Raw genomic sequence first — 18,056 nt, forward strand, 5'->3', positions numbered from 1 at the left:
GACGCCGTCGTCCTCCTTCGACACGGCGTGCCCGCCCCGTCGACACGAGGAGACGCACCGCGTGACCATGCACCTCACGGATGCCGCATCGGCCGTCACCGCCGGCGCGTCCGACCCGCTCTGGTGGCGGAGCGCGGTGATCTACCAGGTCTACGTGCGCAGCTTCGCCGACTCCGACGGCGACGGCACGGGTGACCTCCGAGGGGTGCGGAGCCGCCTCGGGTACCTGAAGGAACTCGGCGTCGACGCCCTCTGGTTCAACCCCTGGTATCCGTCGCCCTTCGCCGACGGCGGCTACGACGTCAGCGACTACCGCGACATCCACCCGAGCTTCGGCACCCTCGAGGACGCCGAGCTCCTCATCGCCGACGCGCTCGCCCTCGGCATCCGCACGATCATCGACGTCGTGCCGAACCACGTGTCGAGCGAGCACCCGTGGTTCCGGGCCGCGCTCGCGGCAGGCCCGGGCTCGCCGGAGCGAGAACGGTTCTGGTTCCACCCGGGCAAGGGCCCGAACGGCGACCTGATGCCCACGAACTGGGTCTCGAACTTCCAGGGCGACACGTGGACCCGCACGACGAACCCCGACGGCACGCCGGGGGAGTGGTACCTGCACCTCTTCACTCCCGAGCAGCCCGACCTGAACTGGAGCCACCCCGACGTGCGCCGCGAGCACGAGGAGATCCTGCGGTTCTGGTTCGACCGCGGCGTCGCCGGCGTGCGCATCGACTCGGCGGGGCTCCTCATCAAGGACCCGGCGCTGCCCGAGGTGCCCGCGGAGACCGCCCCCGGCCAGCACCCGACCGAGGACCGCGACGAGGTGCACGAGGTGTACCGCGCATGGCGGCGCATCGCCGACTCCTACGAGGGCACCCGGGTGCTCGTCGGCGAGGTCTGGGTGCCGGATGCCTCCCGCTTCGCGGCCTACCTCCGCCCCGACGAGATGCACACCGCGTTCAACTTCGACTTCATGTCGCGCCCGTGGGATGCCGCGGAGCTCCGCGGTTCGATCGACCTGATGCTCGCCGCGCACGCCCCGGTCGGCGCCCCGAGCACGTGGGTGCTCTCGAACCACGACGTGACCCGGCCGGTCACCCGCTACGGCCGGGACGACTCGGGCTTCGCCTTCGCCCGGAAGCGCTTCGACACCCCGACCGACCTCGACCTCGGCGCTCGGCGTGCGCGTGCCGCGGCCCTGCTCACCGCGGCGCTGCCCGGCTCGCTCTACCTCTACCAGGGCGACGAGCTCGGGCTCCCCGAGGTCGAGCTGCCGCGCGAGGTGCTCGAGGACCCGATGCACTTCCGCTCGGGCGGCGTCGACCCCGGCCGCGACGGCTGCCGTGTGCCCCTGCCGTGGCGCGGCACCGCGGCGCCCTTCGGGTTCAGCCCCGCCGATGCATCCGCCGCCCCATGGCTGCCGCAGCCCGCCGACTGGGCCGCGCTCTCCGTGCAGGCGCAGGAGGCCGATCCGGGTTCGATGCTCTGGCTTTACCGGCAGGCGCTGCGCCTGCGGCGCCGCGAGGCGGCGCTCGGCGACGGGTCGCTCACCTGGCTCGACAGCGAGCCGCAGGTGCTCGCCTTCCGGCGCGGCGAGTCCTTCATCAGCGTCACCAACCTCGGCGGCGAGCCCGTCGCGCTGCCCGACCACGAGAGCATCCTGCTCGCGAGCACCCCGCTCGTCGGCGGGCTGCTGCCACCCGACTCCACGGCCTGGCTCCACCGGAGCACCTGACCGTCGAGGCCGCGGCGAGCGCCATGCCGCGGCACGCATCCAGCAATCACACCTGAACCGATCACCTGAACACAGCACCGAAAGGACTGGACAATGAAGTCACCACGCAAGGTCGTGATCGCCGGCATCGCCGCGTTCGCGATGGTCGGCGCCCTCGCCGCCTGCAGCTCGGGAGGCAGCGAGAGCGGCAAGACCGAACTGCGGGTCGCGACGTTCCCGCCCGGGGCCGACGCCGCCGCATACGAGGCGTTCGACGCCCAGGAGAAGCAGTTCGAGAAGGCGAACCCCGACATCGACATCATCGGCGTCGAGTACGAGTGGGAGGGGCCGACGTTCGCCGTGCAGCTCGCCGGCGGCAGCCTGCCCGACGTCTTCACCGTGCCCTTCACCGACTCCAAGACCCTGCTCGAGAACGGCCAGCTCATGGACGTGACCGACGAGATCGAGGAGCTGGGATACACCGACAGCTTCAACCCCGTGATCCTCGACGGCGTCACCGACTCCGAGGGCCGCATCTTCGGGTTCCCGCGCCAGGCGTACGCCATGGGCCTGCACTACAACCGCACCCTGTTCGAGGAGGCCGGGCTCGACCCCGACAGCCCGCCCACCACGTGGGACGAGGTGCGCGAGGACGCGAAGGTCATCGCCGACAAGACCGGCAAGGCCGGCTACATGCAGATGACGCAGAACAACACGGGCGGCTGGCAGCTCACCGCGGCCACCGTGGCGCGCGGGGGCAGCACCCAGACCGACAACGGCGACGGCACGTACACGTCGACGATCGCGAACGACGGCACGAAGGCGTCGCTCGAGTTCCTGAAGGAACTGCGGTGGGAGGACGACTCGCTCGGGTCGAACTTCCTGCTCGACTGGGGCAGCATCAACCAGGAGTTCGCGGCCGGCAACATCGGCATGTACACGACCGGCTCCGACATCTACACGGCGCTCGTGCGCGACTTCTCGCTGAACCCCGACGACTACGGGCTCACCGTCATCCCGATCGAGAACGACGGCGGCACCCTCGGCGGCGGCGACATCGCCGTGGTCAGCCCCACGGTCGACGAGCAGACGAAGGCCGCGGCGGTCACGTGGATCGACTGGTTCTACATGCAGAAGCTCCTGAACGAGGACGCGGCGGTGCTCGACGCGAAGACGCTCGCCGAGAGCGACCAGGCCGTCGGCACACCGCTCCTCCCGGTGCTGAACCGCGAGGCGTACGAGCAGTCGCTCGTCTGGATCGAGCCGTACATCAACGTGCCGCGCGACCAGATGACCCCGTTCATCGAGGGCATCTGGGAGCAGACGCCGGTGGGCGAGCCGAAGGGCAAGACGCAGGAGATCTACGCCCTGCTCGACCCCGTGGTGCAGGCCGTGCTCACCGACCAGAACGCCGACATCGACGCCCTGCTCGCGCAGGCCGACGAAGAGGCGCAGGCACTGCTCGACGAGTAGCGCACCGAGCGGATGCCGCGGCGCGGGTCTTCCCCCGACCGCCCGCGCCGCGGCATCCGCTCTCGCTCCGACCGCGAAGGACCCAGATGACCCTCACCGCGAAACCGCCCGCCGCGGGCCCGTCCGCGAGCGAGCCCGCCCCGCCCTCGAGGCCTGCACCGCGCAAGCGGGCGCGGAACCTCCGCACCTGGGTGCAGGGCGGCGGCCTCTCGACCCTCGTCTTCCTCGCACCGATGCTCATCGTCTTCGCGATCTTCAGTTGGTCGCCGATCGTGCAGTCGATCGTCATGAGCTTCCAGCAGACGAACCTCCTCGACCCGCCCACCTGGGTCGGGCTCGACAACTTCGCCGCGGTGCTGAGCGACCCGCTGCTCGGCACCGCCGTGCTGAACACCGTGTACTTCGCCGTGCTGGCACTGCTGTTCGGCTTCCCGCTGCCGATCCTCGTGGCCGTGCTGATGAGCGAGGTGCGGCGGGGCAAGGGCTTCTACAGCGCGCTCGCGTACCTGCCGGTCGTCGTGCCGCCGGTCGTCGCCGTGCTCCTCTGGAAGGTCTTCTACGACGCGAGCCCGACGGGCCTCTTCAACACCATCCTCGGCTGGTTCGGCATCCCGGCCCAGCCGTGGCTGCAGTCCTCGGCGACGGCGATGCCCTCGCTCGTGCTCGAGGCGACCTGGGCTGGAGCCGGCGGCTCGATCATCATCTACCTCGCCGCCCTCCTCGCCGTGCCGCCCGAGCTCTACGACGCCGCCGAGGTCGACGGCGCCTCGATCTGGAACAAGATCTGGCACGTCACGCTGCCGCAGCTCCGCGGCATCCTCTTCATCATGCTGATCCTGCAGGTCATCGCGACCGCACAGGTGTTCCTCGAGCCGTACCTCTTCACCGGCGGCGGTCCGAACAACGCGACGGTGACGATCCTGCTCCTCATCTACCGCTACGCGTTCCAGAACAGCCTCGGCGGCGACTACGGAGAGGCGACCGCGCTCAGTGTGATGCTCGCGGTCGTGCTCGCCTTGCTCAGCTGGCTCTACTTCAGGCTCACCAACCGCTGGAGCACCTCATGACGACGGCACCCTCTGCACGGGACATCCGCCTGCCTCGGCTCTCGCTGAAGTCACGCAGGGCCAAGCGATTCGATGACGAATCGCGCGACCGGGGCATCGTCTCGGACTTCGACGGCAAGAAGCGCGGAGTCCGGCTCGGCATGGGCGGCGTGCACCTCGCGCTCTTCGTCGGACTCGTCGTCGCGGGCCTCGGCCCGCTGCTCTGGCTCGCGAAGTCGGCGGTGACGCCGACGCAGGACACGCTGCGCCAGCCGCTCGCGCTCTGGCCGAACGGCATCGACTGGCAGAACCTGCAGTCCGCGTGGGTCGAGGTGCACATCGACCAGTTCTTCTGGAACACGATCGTGATCGCAGCGGGTTCCTGGTTCTTCCAGCTGCTCGTGGCGACCACCGCGGGCTTCGCGCTGTCGGTGCTGCGGCCGCGGTACGCGCCGATCCTGAACGGCGCGATCCTGGTCACGCTCTTCATCCCGGCCGTCGTGCTGCTCGTTCCGCTCTACCTCACGATCGTGAACCCGCCGCTGCTCGGCGACGTGTCGCTGCTCAACAACTACCTCGCGGTGTGGCTGCCCGCGGCGGCGAACGCCTTCAACATCCTGCTCGTGAAGCGCTTCTTCGACGCGCTGCCGCGCGAGGTGTTCGAGGCCGCTCGCACCGACGGTGCTGGCCCCTTCCGCCTCTTCTGGTCGATCGTGCTGCCGATGTCGAAGCCGATCCTCGGCGTCGTGTCGGTGTTCGCGATCATCGCCGCGTGGAAGGACTTCCTGTGGCCGATGCTCGTGCTGCCGGATCCCGCCGTGCAGCCGCTCTCGGTGCGGCTGCCCGCCGTGCAGGGGTCGATCGAGCTCGACGTGTTCCTCGCGGCGCTCGCGATCTCCACGCTCATCCCGGTCGTGCTGTTCCTCCTCTTCCAGGGGGTCTTCCTGCGATCGGCAGGGCTCGGGGGAGCGGTCAAGGGCTGACGATCAGCGGATGCCGCGGCTCGCGCCGTGTCGCCGGTGCGGCGTACCGTTGGCGGCGTGGAGCATCCCCGAGTCGTCGACCCGCGGCATCCGCTCGTCGAGCGCGTGCGCGCCGTGTGCCTCGCGCTGCCCGAGTCCGTCGAGGTCGAGGCGTGGGGCCGGCCGACCTTCCGCGCCGCGAAGCCGATCTTCGTGCACGTGAGCGCCTCGATGGAGCGACCGCTCTCGATCGTGCTGAAGACCGACCCCGACGAGCACCACGCACTCGTGCAAGACGGGCGGTTCTTCGGGCCGCCCTACTACGACCGCGAGCGATGGGTCGGCGTCGACCTCGATCGGCCCGACACCGACTGGGAACTCCTGGCCGAGCTCATCGAGACCTCGTACCGGCAGGTCGCGAACCGACGGCAGCTCGTGGCGCTCGATGCGTTGCGGCCCGAGCACGCCGACGGTTGAGTCGCGGGTTCCGCCTGCATCGAGTCGTCGTACACGGCCGAGGTTCCGCTCGATTGGCGAGATCCGAGCGGGTGCGTTAGAGTTACGTGGTTGCCTGATCGCGAAGGAAGCGCCAGGCCACATGACTGCGCCCGTAGCTCAACGGATAGAGCATCTGACTACGGATCAGAAGGTTGGGGGTTCGAATCCCTCCGGGCGCACACTGGTTGAGACAGTAAGAGAACGGCCCGCTTCGGCGGGCCGTTCTTGTTTTCCCCCACGCAAGCTCCACTGTGCACGTGCTTCATGATCGCCAGCAGTTTGCTGAGAGTCTGCTGGGTATAGGCGTGGGGAACGTCGCCCGGGGATGACGCGGTCGATGGGCGCCGGTTAGGCTCGCGAACACATCTGATTCTGGGGATCGAGAGTTCGGATATGAGGGGTGCGTTCGCCGGGGTCGGCCCGGAGTCGTCGAACCGGATCCTCGTCGTGCCGCAGCGGGCGACGGGTCCCGGCACCGCCGAACGTGTGGGGCGCGTTCGGCCACGAGGTGTGCGCGCGCGGCGGTTGGCCGCTCATGTGCGACGCGTCTATGCCCTGCTGATCGCCGCGGCCGTGTCGATCATCCTGTATCGCGCCCTCGACCCCAGGTTCTCGGCGACCGGCGGCTCGCACGCGATCGACGTCGTCTGGGTGGTGCCGGCACTCGCCGGTGGGGCGGCGGTCGGTGCGTGCCTCGTCGTGGCATCGGCATCGAACAGCGCGATCGCGCGGCTCGCGCGCTTCGGGCTGCCGGCGCTGCGCGTCGAGTCGCGGGCGATCGCCAACGGGCTGACGTGGGCGGCGATCGTGCTGCTCGGCGTGCACTACACCTCCTCGGCCTTCGACGGGCTCCCCGGCGGACACGAACTGTACGGCGTCCTCCTCGGCGTCGTGTTCGGCGTCGGCACGTTCCAGCTGCATCGCCACGCGATCGCGCACGAGGCCTACCGAACGTTCAACCTCGTGGCCATGCTGCTCGCCGCCGGAAGCCTCGCGAGCATGAGCATCACCCCCACCGGCGAGTGGTGGACCCGCAACTTCAGCACCCTGGGCACCTCGAACGACCTGGCCGCCGCGTGCTTCAACGTCGCGATCATCGTGTCGGGCTTCGGCATGGCGGGCCTTTCGGCGTTGCTCACCCGCGCGCTCGCGTACGGGCCGTTCGGGCTCCGGCCCGGCGGGCGCACCGTGATGCGCGTGCTCATCGCACTCGTCGGGTTCAACCTCATGGGCGTCGGACTCGTGCCGATCAACACCGCCACCGACCTGCACAACGCCTTCGCGGTCGGCGCTGCAGCGTCCTTCGCGATGCTGTGTCTCGGCATCCAGCTCTTCGCGCCCCGCGTTCCGCGCTGGTTCGCCTGGTTCTCGTACGTCGCGCTCGTGGTCGAAGCGGTCGCGATGGTGGCCTACGACCGACTCGGGGTCTTCAACCTGACCGTGTTCGAACTCGTGGCGTTCACGCTCGTGTTCGCCTGGTTGATCGCACTCGTCGTCGCGACCGTGCACGAGCACGGAGACTGCGCGGCGGATGCCCCGGCGCCCGTGCGAGGCATCCGCCGCTGCATGCCGCGACCCGTCGGTGCGGCGCGCCGCGCACCCGTGCCGCACGCCGTCGCTCGAGTCGGCCGACCTGAAGCGGCGAACCGTGCGAGCACGCTCACGGTGCCGCCCGGCACCAGGGGCGCCGGCCGGAGACTGCGACACGTCGTGCCCGCACGGACCGTGCGATTGAGCGCGGCGGCGACGCCCTCGGCGAGCGCATCCCGACGGCGAGGGCGGCGCCGGTCGCGGCGCATCCGCCGCGACGGTCGAGTAGAGTCGCGCCATGGCCACCGACATCGTCGAGATCGTCCGCAACGATGACCGTCACCGCTACGACCTGATGTTCGGGGGTGAGCGCGCGGGCTTCGCGCAGTACCGCCTCGAAGACGGCGTGATCGTCTTCACGCACACCGTGGTGCTGCCCGAGTTCGAGGGGCGCGGCCTCGGCAGCAAGCTCGCCAGGTTCGTGCTCGACGACGCCGTCGCCCGCGGCGAGCGCATCGTGCCCGAATGCCCGTTCATCGCCGCCTACCTGCGCCGACACGAGGAGTACGAGGCGTCCGTCGACTGGCCCTGATCGACGGCATCGACGTGCCGCGCGATCGCCGCAACGGCAGGCATGGAAGCGTTCTCACCCCCCGATCGGGGCAGTACCCAGCGGTCGAACTGGCGGATACCATTCGAGCAGACCCGAGTCGACCCCCGTGCCGACCTGCTCGCGCTGTCCCCGGTGAGCAGCGCGATCGAGTATTCCTTCGATCGCCGGGACAAGCTCGCCGGGCTCAGTTCGGGTCGCTCGGCGGGAGTGGTCTCCCAAGGAGACCGCGGTGGGGCGGGAGGTAGGGTTCCCGCCCCGCCGTCCCGTGTGGGCCGACTCGATCATGACTGTTCGGCCGCCGCGAGTCCCTGGATGAAGAGCGTCTGCGCGGCGATCATCCGCTCGATCTCGCCGGGGTCGACCGACTCGTCGGACGCGTGGATGCGCGACTGAGCGGTGTCCTCAGCGCCCCAGAGCACGATCGCCGAACCCGGGGCGACCTTCTGGAGCGACGCTACGAGGGGGATGGATGCGCCGCTGCCGATCGACTCGACGGGTGCGCCGTAGGCCGCCTCGAGCGCGGACTCGGCGGCCACGATCGCCGGGTGCGAGGCGTCGACGGCGAACGGATGCCCCGTCTTCACCTTCTCGACCTCGACCTCGCAGTTCCACGGGCGCTGCGCTCGCAGGTGCGCCATCAGCGCGTCGAGCTGCGCGTCGGCGTCGGCGCCGGGCACGATGCGCATTGAGAGCTTCGCGGTGACGGAGGGCAGCAGCACGTTCGACGCCTCCGTGGTGTTCGGCAGGTCCATGCCGAGCACGGTGACGGAGGGCTTCGCCCAGATCCGGTCCGAGAGCGAGCCCGTGCCGAGATAGTCGACCCCTGGCAGGATGGCCGAGCCTTCGCGGTAGACGTCCTCCTCCATGTCGGCACCGCTCCAGTGACCGCTGTCGACGCCGGGGATGACGGTGTCGCCGTGCTCGTCGTGGAGGGTGTCGAGGATGCGGATCATCGCCGTCATGGCATCGGGGGCCGCGCCGCCGAACATGCCCGAGTGCACGGGGTTGCCGAGCGTGCGTACCGTCACCGTGCACGCGACATCCCCTCGGAGGGCGGTCGTGAGGCCCGGCCGGCCCACGCGCTGCGGGCCGATGTCGGCGATGACGTACGCATCGGCGGCGAAGAGCTCGGGGTTCGCCTCGACGAACGCCTCGAGGTGGGAGATCGTCTCCTCCTCGCCTTCGACGAGGATCTTCACGCGGCACGGCCGGTCGGCGCCGAGGAGCTTCAGGGTGCCGTAGTGGATGACGAGACCGGACTTGTCGTCGGCGGCCCCGCGCCCGTAGATGCGGCCGTCGTCCTTGGTCACCGGTTCGAAGGGCTCGCTCGACCAGCCCTGACTCTCGGCCGCAGGCTGCACGTCGTAGTGGGCGTAGAGCAGCACGGTCGGGGACCCCTCGGGGCCGGGCAGGTCCGCGTAGACGCACGGATAGCCGTCGGGCACGTCGAGCAGGGTCACGCCGGTCGCCCCCGCCGCTTCGAAGAGCTCGACGACGGCCGCGCCCATGCGATGCACGGGCTCTGGGTCGAAACCCGGGAACGCGACGGATGGGATGCGCACGAGGGTCTCGAGGCGCTCGAGCACCTCGGGCATCAACTGCGCTGCGGCGGACTTCACGTCGGCGGCGTCGGTCATGGGTTCCTCCTCGGCTGGATGGTACGGAAGCGGTCGGCCGGCGTCGCGGCGACGCGGGTCAGGCAGGGACGATGAGCTGGATCAGGAGGCCGGATCCGACGACGGCGACCCACGACACGAGCATCGGGATCGTGAAGGAATGCCAGACCGGCACCTGGGTCAGCTTCGTCGACCCAGTGAGGTCGGTCTCGACGGAGGCGATCTGCGAGCCGTTGGCCGGGAAGAGCCAGACGCCGATGAGCGACGGCCACATCGCCGTGATGATGCCGGGGGCGAGCCCGGAGGCGAGTGCGATCGGGATCATCGTGTTCGTCGTCGCGGACTGGCTCGTCGTGAGGCCGCAGACGAGGAACAGTGCGACGGCGAGGAGCAGCGGATTCGCTTCGATCATCGCGCCGAGCGGTTCGATGATCGTCTCCTCGTTGGCGGAGATGAAGGTGTCGGCCATCCAGGCGATGCCGAACAGCGCCACCGCGGCGACGAAGCCGGCCCGCAGCAGGGGCTGCTCGACCACCAGTGACGGCTTGACCTTGCGCACGAGGATGATGACGAGCGCAACCGTGAACATGATCATCTCGATGACGGTCGACATGCCGATCGGCACGAGCTCGCCGGCCTCATCGGGGAACGCCGGACGCAGGCCCGGGAAGAGTCCGAGGAGCACGATCACCAAGGTGCCGGCGACGAAGATCCACGCGGCGGTCGCGCCACCCGGTGGCACGGGGTGCTCGACGGGTGCCGGCGGGACGTCGCCTGCCGCGGCATCCGGACCGCCCGTCATCGTGGCCGTCGCGGTCGCAGTTCCGCCGCCCGTGGTGCCGGCGCCGACCTTGGCCTCGTAGCGGGCCTTCAGCGCGGCCGGCACCTCCACCGTGCCGTCGGCGACCCGCTTCAGGTACTCCGGGTCGTCGAGCAGGTCCTTGCCGACGCGCTGCTGCACGAGCGACGTCGCGAGGCAGGCGATGAGGGCAGCAGGCACCGTGATGAGGAGGATCTGCGGCAGGCCGTAGCCGGTGCCGTCCATGAGTACGAGGTATGCCGCCATCGCCGCCGACACCGGGCTCGCCGTGATGCCGAGGCCGGAGGTGACGGTCGAGGCCGCGAGCGCTCGCTCGGGGCGCTGGCCGTTGCGGTAGGCCGTCTCGTAGATCACGGGGATGAGGGCGAAGAAGATGTTCGAGGTGCCCGAGAGCACGGTGAAGACGAACGCCACGATCGGGGCGACATAGGTGAGTCGTTTCGGACTGCGCTGGATGATCTTCGACGCGATCGAGACGAGATAGTCGATGCCGCCTGCCGCTTGCATCGCCGACGACGCCGTGATCACCGCGATGATGATGAAGAACGCGTCGATCGGGATGGCGCCCGGTGGAAGCTGGAAGACGAACACGAGGATCACCGTGCCGACGACGCCCCAGAGACCCAGTCCGATGCCGCCGGTCCGGACGCCGAGTACGATCGCGCCGATGACGATGCAGCCTTGCAGGATGACGAGCACGATGTCCATGACTTCCCCCCAGGAACCCAGCCAGACCCACTGTCTGAGCTGAGAGTAACGCTGTGGGGAGCCGCTCGTCTATACCGAGTTCTCGCGCGTGATTCCGGGGATCGGCCGGGTGTCAGGCCCGGTCGAGTTCGGGGCGCAGCCGGTTGCAGAGGTCGGCGAGCGTGCGGAGCTCCTCTTCGGACAGGCTGTCGCCGAACTGGCGATTGATCGCGTCCATGTGCGTGATCGCGACGCGCCGGAAGAGGTCGAAGCCCTCATCGGTGATCGCGACGATCGTGCCGCGGCCGTCGCGCGGGTCGGGCAGCTTCGCGACGAGCCCGCGGGCGGTGAGCCGGTCGACGAGCCGGCTCACGCTCGGCTGGGTGATGAGCACGTTCTGGTTCAGGTCTTTGAGGCGGAGCCGCCGGCCCGGAGCGCGGGTGATGTTGAAGAGCACGTCGTACTCGTTGAGTGAGATGACCTCGCTCGGGAAGTCGGCCGCGAGTGCGCGCATGATCGAGACCTGCGCACGGAACAGCGATTCCCAAGCGGCCACCGTGATCGCGCGATCTGCCATGCGGGGTCCTTCCGATTGTGGGCTGATCCCACAATAGGGAACCTCGGGAGGAATCGGTTGAGGGCCGGTCGCAGAGGCTGGCGGTGCTGGGCGCCGCCCCTCGATCTTCTGCGGCTGGAATCGGTTGAGGGCCGGTCGCAGAGGCTGGCGGTGCTGGGCGCCGCCCCTCGGTCGTCTGCGGCTGGAATCGGTTGAGGGCCGGTCGCAGAGGCTGGCGACCGACCCTCTCCCTTGCACCAAGAGTGTCCTGCAATCACATTCCGCGCCGCTTGCCACAGCAAACAAGCGGCGCAGTTCCGAATATATAACGGATCGGTAACAGGCGCTAGTTATCGTTCCGTTATTTTTCGAGACGGCTCATTCCGCGGCGCTCGTCGGCGCCTGCGCCGGCTCAGTACAGGTCGGGGGAGGGCGTCGAGGCCTGGCGGATCGAGACATCCGCGTGGCGGTCGAAGCGGTAGCCGACGCCGCGAACCGTGCGCACGATGTCCTGGTAGTGCGCGAGCTTCGAGCGCAGGCGACGCACGTGCACGTCGATGGTGCGCTCGCTCGGGGCCTCGTCGTCGGCGTCCCAGAGGCTGTCGATGAGCTCGTGGCGGTCGATCGTGCGGCCCTCGCGGAGCACGAGGTACTGCAGCAGTTCGAACTCCTTGTAGGTGAGGCCCGCAGCCTCGCCGTCGAGCAGCACGCGCTTGCGGGAGATGTCGATGATCACGCCGTTGGGGTGCCGGTCGGCGTCGTCGCGCACGCCCTGACCCTCGCGCTGCTTGGCGAGCGCCGCCGGGTCCTGCAGGGCGAGCCGAACGACGTCGACGTCGCGGCCGCCGGCTCCTTCGGGTGCGAGTGCCACCGCGGCGTACGTCTCGGCGGAGGGGGAGACCTCGGCGGTGAGTGCGCGCAGCGCCTCGACGATTCGGTGGAGGGTCGTGCCGTCGGAGAGGGCCTTGGCTTCGTCGATGCCGACGTAGAGCACGAAGCCGCGAGCTTCAGTGCCCTCGGGCACGGCGCGGACCCGCGGGCTGCGGGCAGCCGACGCGGACTCGGCCGACGCTGCGACGCCGGACTGGGCGACCTCGGCGGGCACGGAGCGGAGCGGAGCCGACACCTGCGCCGGCGCTGCGGCGAGCGACGGTGCGGTGCGGGCCTGGACGGTACGGATGGGAGCGGGTGCGAGTGCGAGAGACATGACGGAGAATCCTTGCGTGAAGGGTGCAGCGACGGACCCCTGGAGTGGGGTCTGAGCGAATGGCCGTACGGCCGGGCGAACCCCCGGATGCGGTGGGTTCAGAGGAGTCGGCGTCGATCTGGGTGCGGATCGGCTGCGGAACTCGGCGGTGGGGTCGCGGTCAGCGGCACATTCGACAACACATGGCTGCACGTGCCGGCATCATCATGCCGGTCGTCCTGAGAGCGCCGTGGGCGGTCAGGTTGCGTGCGGTGTCTGTCATGAGCGTCAGTCAAACCGATCACCGAGCATGTGTCAATTCGTGACCATCGCGTGACGGGGTGTGACATCGCACGCGGTGCGCGATGCCGAGAGGCATCCGGCAGGATCAGTCAGCCCATGGCAGTGTTTGCAAGATTCTGCGATGAATACGCAGTTTCAGAAATCTTCCGCGTCGGATTCTCACCTCGGCGTGTCGAGGCTCGAAGATCCTTCGGGATTGGGGCCGTGTGGCGGCGCTTATACCGTGCCGTACAGTCGGTCGCCCGCGTCGCCGAGGCCGGGCACGATGTAGCCGAGTTCGTTCAGGCGCTCGTCGACGGCGCCGAGCACGACGGTCACCTCGCCGCGACCCTCCATCGCCTGCTCGACTGCCGCGAGGCCCTCGGGGGCCGCGAGGATGCAGATGGCCGTGACATCCGTCGCCCCGCGCTTCAGCAGGAACTCGATCGCCGCGATGAGCGATCCGCCCGTGGCGAGCATCGGGTCGAGCACGAAGCACTGGCGGTCGCTGAGGTCGTCGGGCAGGCGCTCGGCGTAGGTGGTGGGCTCGAGCGTCTCTTCGTTGCGTGCCATGCCGAGGAAGCCGACCTCGGCCGTGGGCACGAGCTTCGTCATGCCCTCGAGCATGCCGAGCCCCGCGCGGAGGATCGGCACGATGAGCGGCTTGGGGTCGGCGATGCGCACGCCCGTGGTGGGTGCGACCGGCGTGACGATGTCGACCGGCTCGACCCGCACGCCGCGCGTGCCCTCGTAGGCGAGCAGCGTCATGAGCTCTTCGACGAGCGAGCGGAACACCGGCGACGGGGTGTTCACGTCGCGGAGCACCGTCAGCTTGTGGGTGATGAGCGGGTGGTCGGCAACGTGGACTCGCATAGGCTCGAGTCTAGTTCGGGAGGGTCGAGCGCGGAGGAGGGGATCATGGAGCTGCCGCAGCATCGCGAGTGGATGCGCCTCGCGCTCGCCGAGGCCGCTCAGGCGCCCGCGACGCGCGATGTACCGGTCGGCGCGATCGTCGTCGACGCGGACGGAGCGGTCATCGCCGCCCGCCGCAACGAACGTGAGCTGCACGGCGATCCGACCGCTCATGCCGAGCTCCTGGCGCTTCGCTCGGCCGCCGAGGTCACCGGCGACTGGCGGCTCACCGACTGCACCCTCGTCGTGACGCTGGAGCCCTGCGTCATGTGCGCCGGTGCGATCCTCGCCGCGCGCATCCCGACGGTCGTGTTCGGCGCATGGGACGAGAAGGCCGGCGCAGCCGGGTCGCTCTACGACGTGCTGCGGGATCGACGGCTGAACCACCGGGTCGAGGTGTTCGCCGGCGTCGAGGCGGATGCCGCGGCGCGACTGCTGCTCGACTTCTTCGAGGACCCGCTCAGGCGCTCGTGAGGCGAGTGGATATCGCGGCGCGGCGGCTGCTCGGCTTCTTCGAGGACCCGCTCAGGCGCTCGTGAGGCGTGTGGATATCGCGGCGCGGCGGCTGCTCGGCTTCTTCGAGGACCCGCTCAGGCGCTCGTGAGGCGTGTGGATATCGCGGCGCGGCGGCTGCTCGACTTCTTCGAGGACCCGCTCAGGCGCTCGTGAGGCGAGTGGATATCGCGGCGCGGCGGCTGCTCGACTTCTTCGAGGACCCGCTCAGGCGCTCGTGAGGCCCGCCGAGAGGCGCTGGAAGTTCTGCACGGCCCGCTCGGCCGGTGAGCCCGGCCCGAGCTCGGGGTCATCCGTCTCGGCCCAGGCCTCGAGTGCGATGCGGATCGCATCGGTGGCCGCAGCCGCGACGAGTCGTGCGGTCGACTCGTCGACCGACGGCCCGCCGAGCTCGAGGATGACACCGCGCAGCTTCGTCTCCGACTCGCGGTTGACCCGGTACCAGACGTTCATGAGGGCGGGGTCGTCGGCGCCGGCACGCAGGAGTCCGCGGGTCCAGTGCACGCCCTCGAGCTCGGCGTCGGGGGGTGTGAGGGCTTCGGCGATGGCCTGCTCGATCGCGATGAGCGGGTCGACCGAGCGATCGGATGCCGCGAGCAGCGCGCGCCAGTGCTCGGCGCCGACCGAGAGGAGGGGGGCGACCGCATCCTCCTTGGTGCGGAAGTAACGGTAGAAGGTGCGCAGCGCCACGCCGCCGGCGGCAGCGATCTCCTCGGCGGTCGTCGCGTCGGGGCCGCGATCGGTGAAGAGACGGGCGGCGGCGCGGGCGAGCTCGAGCTGGGTCGCGGCCTTGCGGCGTTCGGTCAGCGTCGGGGGTTTCTCTTCCACGTTCGAAGCGTACGCGATGAGGGCTTCAACGTGGCGCTCATCGCCACACTGGCACAACGTGTCACTGTGGCGTAGCGTGTAGTACATCTTCCCGATCACTGAAAGGTCACCTGTCATGAACCGTTACGAAGGACGCCGCGCGATCGTCACCGGCGGAGGCTCCGGCATCGGCCAGGCCACCGTGCTCCGCATGCTCGCCGAGGGTGGCCGTGTCGTCGCCGCCGACGTGAGCGACGCCGGCCTCGCCGACACCGTGGCCAAGGCCGGCGACGCCGCCGACCGCCTCACGACCGTCGTCGTGAACATCTCCGACGAGGCCTCCGTGCGCGAGGGCGTCGCCGCTGCCGTCCAGGCGCTCGGCGGCCTCGACGTGCTCGTCAACGCCGCCGGCATCCTCCGCTCCTCGCACACCCACGAGACCACGCTCGAGCAGTTCCAGCAGGTCATCAACGTGAACCTCGTCGGCACCTTCCTCATGATCCGCGAGTCGATCCCCGCCCTTCTCGAGGGCAACGGCGCCGCGGTCGTGAACTTCAGCTCGACGTCGGCCGCCTTCGCACACCCGTACATGTCGGCCTACGCGGCCAGCAAGGGCGGCGTGCAGTCGATGACCCACGCGCTCGCGGCGGAGTACGCCAAGCAGGGCATCCGCTTCAACTCGGTGCAGCCCGGCTCGATCTCGTCGGGCATGACCGACGGCAGCGGCGAGAGCAAGCAGAGCCAGGGTCCCGGCCTGCCCGCCGACGCAGACTTCAGCCTCTTCATGAAGCTCGCACCGGCGATCAAGCAGGGCTTCGCCGGCCCCGAGGCCGTCGCCGGCGTCGTCGCGATGCTCGCGAGCGAAGACGGTTCGTTCATCACCGGCACCGAGGTGCGCATCGACGGCGGCACGCACTTCTAGTCGCCACTGCCACGCCTCGTGGGCGCCGTCCGGAGCATCCGGTCGGCGCCCGTGTGCGTTGGGGATACGGTGCGTCGCCACGTCGGAGAACTGCACGAACTCGGATCGATCAGCGATGAAGGGTCCGAATCCGCGCAGATCCCCGAACCTACGGCGGGGAGGAGTGGCGCAGCGTGAATGTGCGAGGGTGCGACGTGTGGAGGGAGGGCCTACGCAGCGCGCGTGTCGCGCGCTTCGAGCCCCTCGAGGTACTCGCCCAGCAGGCGAGCGGATGCCTCCTGCGCGACCGGCCCGAACGACCCACGCTCCTCGCGCAGCTGCTCGCGGCTCAGGCCGTACTCGGGTAGCTCGTCGCCCCACTCGCGCAGCCACTCTTCATGGATCTCGTCGGTGACCTCGGGGTGGAACTGCACGGCGAGCAGCCACTCGCCCTTCGAGAAGGCCTGGTTCTCGTAGGCGCCCGACGAGGCGAGTCGATGGACGCCCGCCGGCAGCTCGAAGGTGTCGCCGTGCCACTGCACCGTCGGCACCCCGGCGAAGTGCCGCACGGGCGAGCTCGCCCCGGCCTCCGTCGGCTCGACCGTCAGCCAGCCGACCTCCTTCGTCGTGCCCTTGAACACTTCGGCGCCGAGCGACTTGGCGAGCAGCTGAGCGCCGAGGCACACGCCGAAGATAGGCGCCTCAGCGTCGATGCGCGTGCGGAGCAGCGCGATCTCGTCGGCGAGGTACGGATAGCGGTCGGTCTCGTATGCGCCCTCGTCGCCGCCGAGCACCACGACGAGGTCGGGCGCCAGGGCGTCGAGCGCCGAGACATCCGTCGACGGGGCGTCGACCGTGACGATCTCGTAGCCGTGCGCCTCGAGCGTGGGGCCGAGGTTGCCGAGACCGATCGCGGAGTCGTGGCGCAGCACCAGGGCGGTGCGGCGTGCTCGCGTCACTCGAGGCCCTTGATGACGATGGCGTCGGTCGGCGGTGCGGGCTGGTTCGGCTCGACGTAGACGTCGGGCTCGATGTAGATCGCGCGCGCCGAGGGCACCGCGTCGCGGATGCGCTGCTCGATCACGTTGGTCGCCACCGCCACCTCGAGCAGGCGCTGGTCGGCCGCGAAGCCGAGCTTCGCGGCGATGAGCAGCTCGTCGGGGCCGAGGTAGAGGGTCTTCATGTGGATGATGCGCTCGGCCTCGGGGCCGGCGAGGATGGCCTGCTCGATGCGCTCCAGGTCGTCGTCGTTGGCGCCTTCGCCGACGAGGAGCGACTTCGTCTCGATGCCGAGCACGACGGCCACGACCACGAGGAGCGTGCCGATCATGAGCGTGCCGATGGCGTCGAAGACCGGGTTGCCGGTGAGAACCGTGAGGCCGACGGCGAGGAACGCGAACACGAGGCCGATGAGGGCCGCGACGTCTTCGAGCAGCACGACGGGCAGCTCGGGCGCCTTCGCCCGGCGCACGAACTGCACCCAGCTCTGGCGGCCGCGGATGGTGTTCGACTCCTTGACCGCCGTACGCAGCGAGAACGACTCGAGCACGATCGCGATCGAGAGCACGAGCAGCGGCAGCCAGGCGTTCTCGAGCTCGTGCGGGTGCGTCAGCTTGTCGACGCCCTCGTAGATCGAGAAGATGCCGCCGACCGAGAACAGGATGATCGACACGACGAAGGCGTAGACGTAGCGCTCGCGGCCGTAGCCGAAGGGGTGCTCCTTGTCGGCGGCCTTCTTCGCCTTGCGGCCGCCGAGGATCAGGAGCAGCTGATTGCCGGCGTCGGCGACCGAGTGCACGCCCTCGGCGAGCATCGAGGTGGAACCCGAGAAGAACCACGCGATGAACTTCGTCAGGGCGATGCCCGTATTGGCGAGGAACGCCGCGATGATTGCCTTGGTGCCGCCCGATGCGCTCATGCAGCAATCCTAAAGGGGATGATTG

At 69.5% G+C, this 18,056-nt stretch carries 17 protein-coding genes and 1 tRNA gene; 10 read left to right on the forward strand and 8 right to left on the reverse strand.

Annotated elements, in window-relative coordinates:
- The first annotated feature begins 67 nt into the window (after positions 1-67).
- The 8 genes from BUR99_RS13025 (at position 68) to BUR99_RS13060 (ending at position 7,812) form a co-directional block, all read left to right on the forward strand.
- Positions 68-1,732, forward strand: a complete 1,665-nt coding sequence (locus BUR99_RS13025) for a glycoside hydrolase family 13 protein (RefSeq protein WP_074261037.1) — start codon at positions 68-70, stop codon at positions 1,730-1,732.
- Between the two features lie 93 nt (positions 1,733-1,825).
- Complete coding sequence (locus BUR99_RS13030; RefSeq protein WP_074260771.1) at positions 1,826-3,184, forward strand: ABC transporter substrate-binding protein; 1,359 nt, start codon at positions 1,826-1,828, stop codon at positions 3,182-3,184.
- 86 nt (positions 3,185-3,270) lie between these two features.
- Positions 3,271-4,251: a carbohydrate ABC transporter permease gene (locus BUR99_RS13035; protein ID WP_200802730.1), complete on the forward strand. Its 981-nt coding sequence runs from the start codon at positions 3,271-3,273 to the stop codon at positions 4,249-4,251.
- Entirely contained in the window at positions 4,248-5,213 is a 966-nt protein-coding gene (locus tag BUR99_RS13040) for a carbohydrate ABC transporter permease (protein WP_074260772.1), read from the forward strand. The genes BUR99_RS13035 and BUR99_RS13040 overlap by 4 nt, the downstream gene beginning before the upstream one ends.
- Before the next feature lie 57 nt (positions 5,214-5,270).
- A complete protein-coding gene (locus BUR99_RS13045) occupies positions 5,271-5,669 on the forward strand; it encodes an MmcQ/YjbR family DNA-binding protein (RefSeq protein WP_074260773.1) in 399 nt (132 codons plus the stop codon).
- Between the two features lie 127 nt (positions 5,670-5,796).
- Positions 5,797-5,869 (forward strand) — tRNA-Arg (locus tag BUR99_RS13050).
- 214 nt (positions 5,870-6,083) lie between these two features.
- Positions 6,084-7,556, forward strand: a complete 1,473-nt coding sequence (locus BUR99_RS13055; protein ID WP_074260774.1) for a hypothetical protein — start codon at positions 6,084-6,086, stop codon at positions 7,554-7,556.
- The gene (locus tag BUR99_RS13060; protein ID WP_074260775.1) at positions 7,519-7,812 is read left to right on the forward strand and encodes a GNAT family N-acetyltransferase; all 294 of its coding nucleotides are present in this window, start codon (positions 7,519-7,521) and stop codon (positions 7,810-7,812) included. The genes BUR99_RS13055 and BUR99_RS13060 overlap by 38 nt, the downstream gene beginning before the upstream one ends.
- A 302-nt stretch (positions 7,813-8,114) precedes the next feature.
- Here the strand turns inward: BUR99_RS13060 and BUR99_RS13065 are convergent, their stop codons facing one another.
- The 5 genes from BUR99_RS13065 to upp all read right to left on the reverse strand — a co-directional run bounded on the left by BUR99_RS13065 (position 8,115) and on the right by upp (position 13,853).
- On the reverse strand, positions 8,115-9,470 hold the full coding sequence (locus BUR99_RS13065; protein ID WP_074260776.1) for a M20/M25/M40 family metallo-hydrolase: 1,356 nt from the start codon (positions 9,468-9,470) through the stop codon (positions 8,115-8,117).
- Positions 9,471-9,528: 58 nt separating this feature from the next.
- Complete coding sequence (locus BUR99_RS13070) at positions 9,529-10,977, reverse strand: SLC13 family permease (protein ID WP_074260777.1); 1,449 nt, start codon at positions 10,975-10,977, stop codon at positions 9,529-9,531.
- Between the two features lie 112 nt (positions 10,978-11,089).
- Entirely contained in the window at positions 11,090-11,533 is a 444-nt protein-coding gene (locus BUR99_RS13075; protein ID WP_074260778.1) for a MarR family winged helix-turn-helix transcriptional regulator, read from the reverse strand.
- A 391-nt stretch (positions 11,534-11,924) separates the two neighbouring features.
- The gene (locus BUR99_RS13080; protein WP_084183976.1) at positions 11,925-12,719 is read right to left on the reverse strand and encodes a winged helix-turn-helix domain-containing protein; all 795 of its coding nucleotides are present in this window, start codon (positions 12,717-12,719) and stop codon (positions 11,925-11,927) included.
- Positions 12,720-13,217: 498 nt separating this feature from the next.
- Positions 13,218-13,853, reverse strand: coding sequence for a uracil phosphoribosyltransferase (gene upp, locus BUR99_RS13085; RefSeq protein ID WP_074260779.1), 636 nt, complete (start codon positions 13,851-13,853; stop codon positions 13,218-13,220).
- 45 nt (positions 13,854-13,898) lie between these two features.
- Here upp and tadA point away from each other — a divergent pair, with 45 nt between their 5' ends.
- Positions 13,899-14,366 (forward strand): tRNA adenosine(34) deaminase TadA, encoded by a 468-nt coding sequence (gene tadA / locus BUR99_RS13090; RefSeq protein WP_074260780.1) that lies wholly within the window; start codon positions 13,899-13,901, stop codon positions 14,364-14,366.
- 246 nt (positions 14,367-14,612) lie between these two features.
- Here tadA and BUR99_RS13095 read toward each other — a convergent pair whose 3' ends face one another.
- The gene (locus BUR99_RS13095; RefSeq protein ID WP_200802731.1) at positions 14,613-15,233 is read right to left on the reverse strand and encodes a TetR family transcriptional regulator; all 621 of its coding nucleotides are present in this window, start codon (positions 15,231-15,233) and stop codon (positions 14,613-14,615) included.
- A gap of 115 nt (positions 15,234-15,348) precedes the next feature.
- Between BUR99_RS13095 and BUR99_RS13100 the strand changes: the two genes are divergently transcribed.
- A complete protein-coding gene (locus BUR99_RS13100; RefSeq protein ID WP_074260781.1) occupies positions 15,349-16,134 on the forward strand; it encodes an SDR family NAD(P)-dependent oxidoreductase in 786 nt (261 codons plus the stop codon).
- A gap of 209 nt (positions 16,135-16,343) precedes the next feature.
- Here the strand turns inward: BUR99_RS13100 and BUR99_RS13105 are convergent, their stop codons facing one another.
- Positions 16,344-17,072 carry a glutamine amidotransferase-related protein gene (locus BUR99_RS13105; protein WP_074260782.1) on the reverse strand — a complete coding sequence of 243 codons (729 nt, stop codon included), beginning with the start codon at positions 17,070-17,072 and terminating at the stop codon, positions 16,344-16,346.
- Positions 17,069-18,031: a cation diffusion facilitator family transporter gene (locus BUR99_RS13110; protein WP_074260783.1), complete on the reverse strand. Its 963-nt coding sequence runs from the start codon at positions 18,029-18,031 to the stop codon at positions 17,069-17,071. Before BUR99_RS13110 ends, BUR99_RS13105 begins: the two co-directional genes overlap by 4 nt.
- Positions 18,032-18,056 lie beyond the last annotated feature (25 nt).

Origin of the sequence: Agromyces cerinus subsp. cerinus (assembly GCF_900142065.1) — a bacterium.
GTDB lineage: Bacteria > Actinomycetota > Actinomycetes > Actinomycetales > Microbacteriaceae > Agromyces > Agromyces cerinus.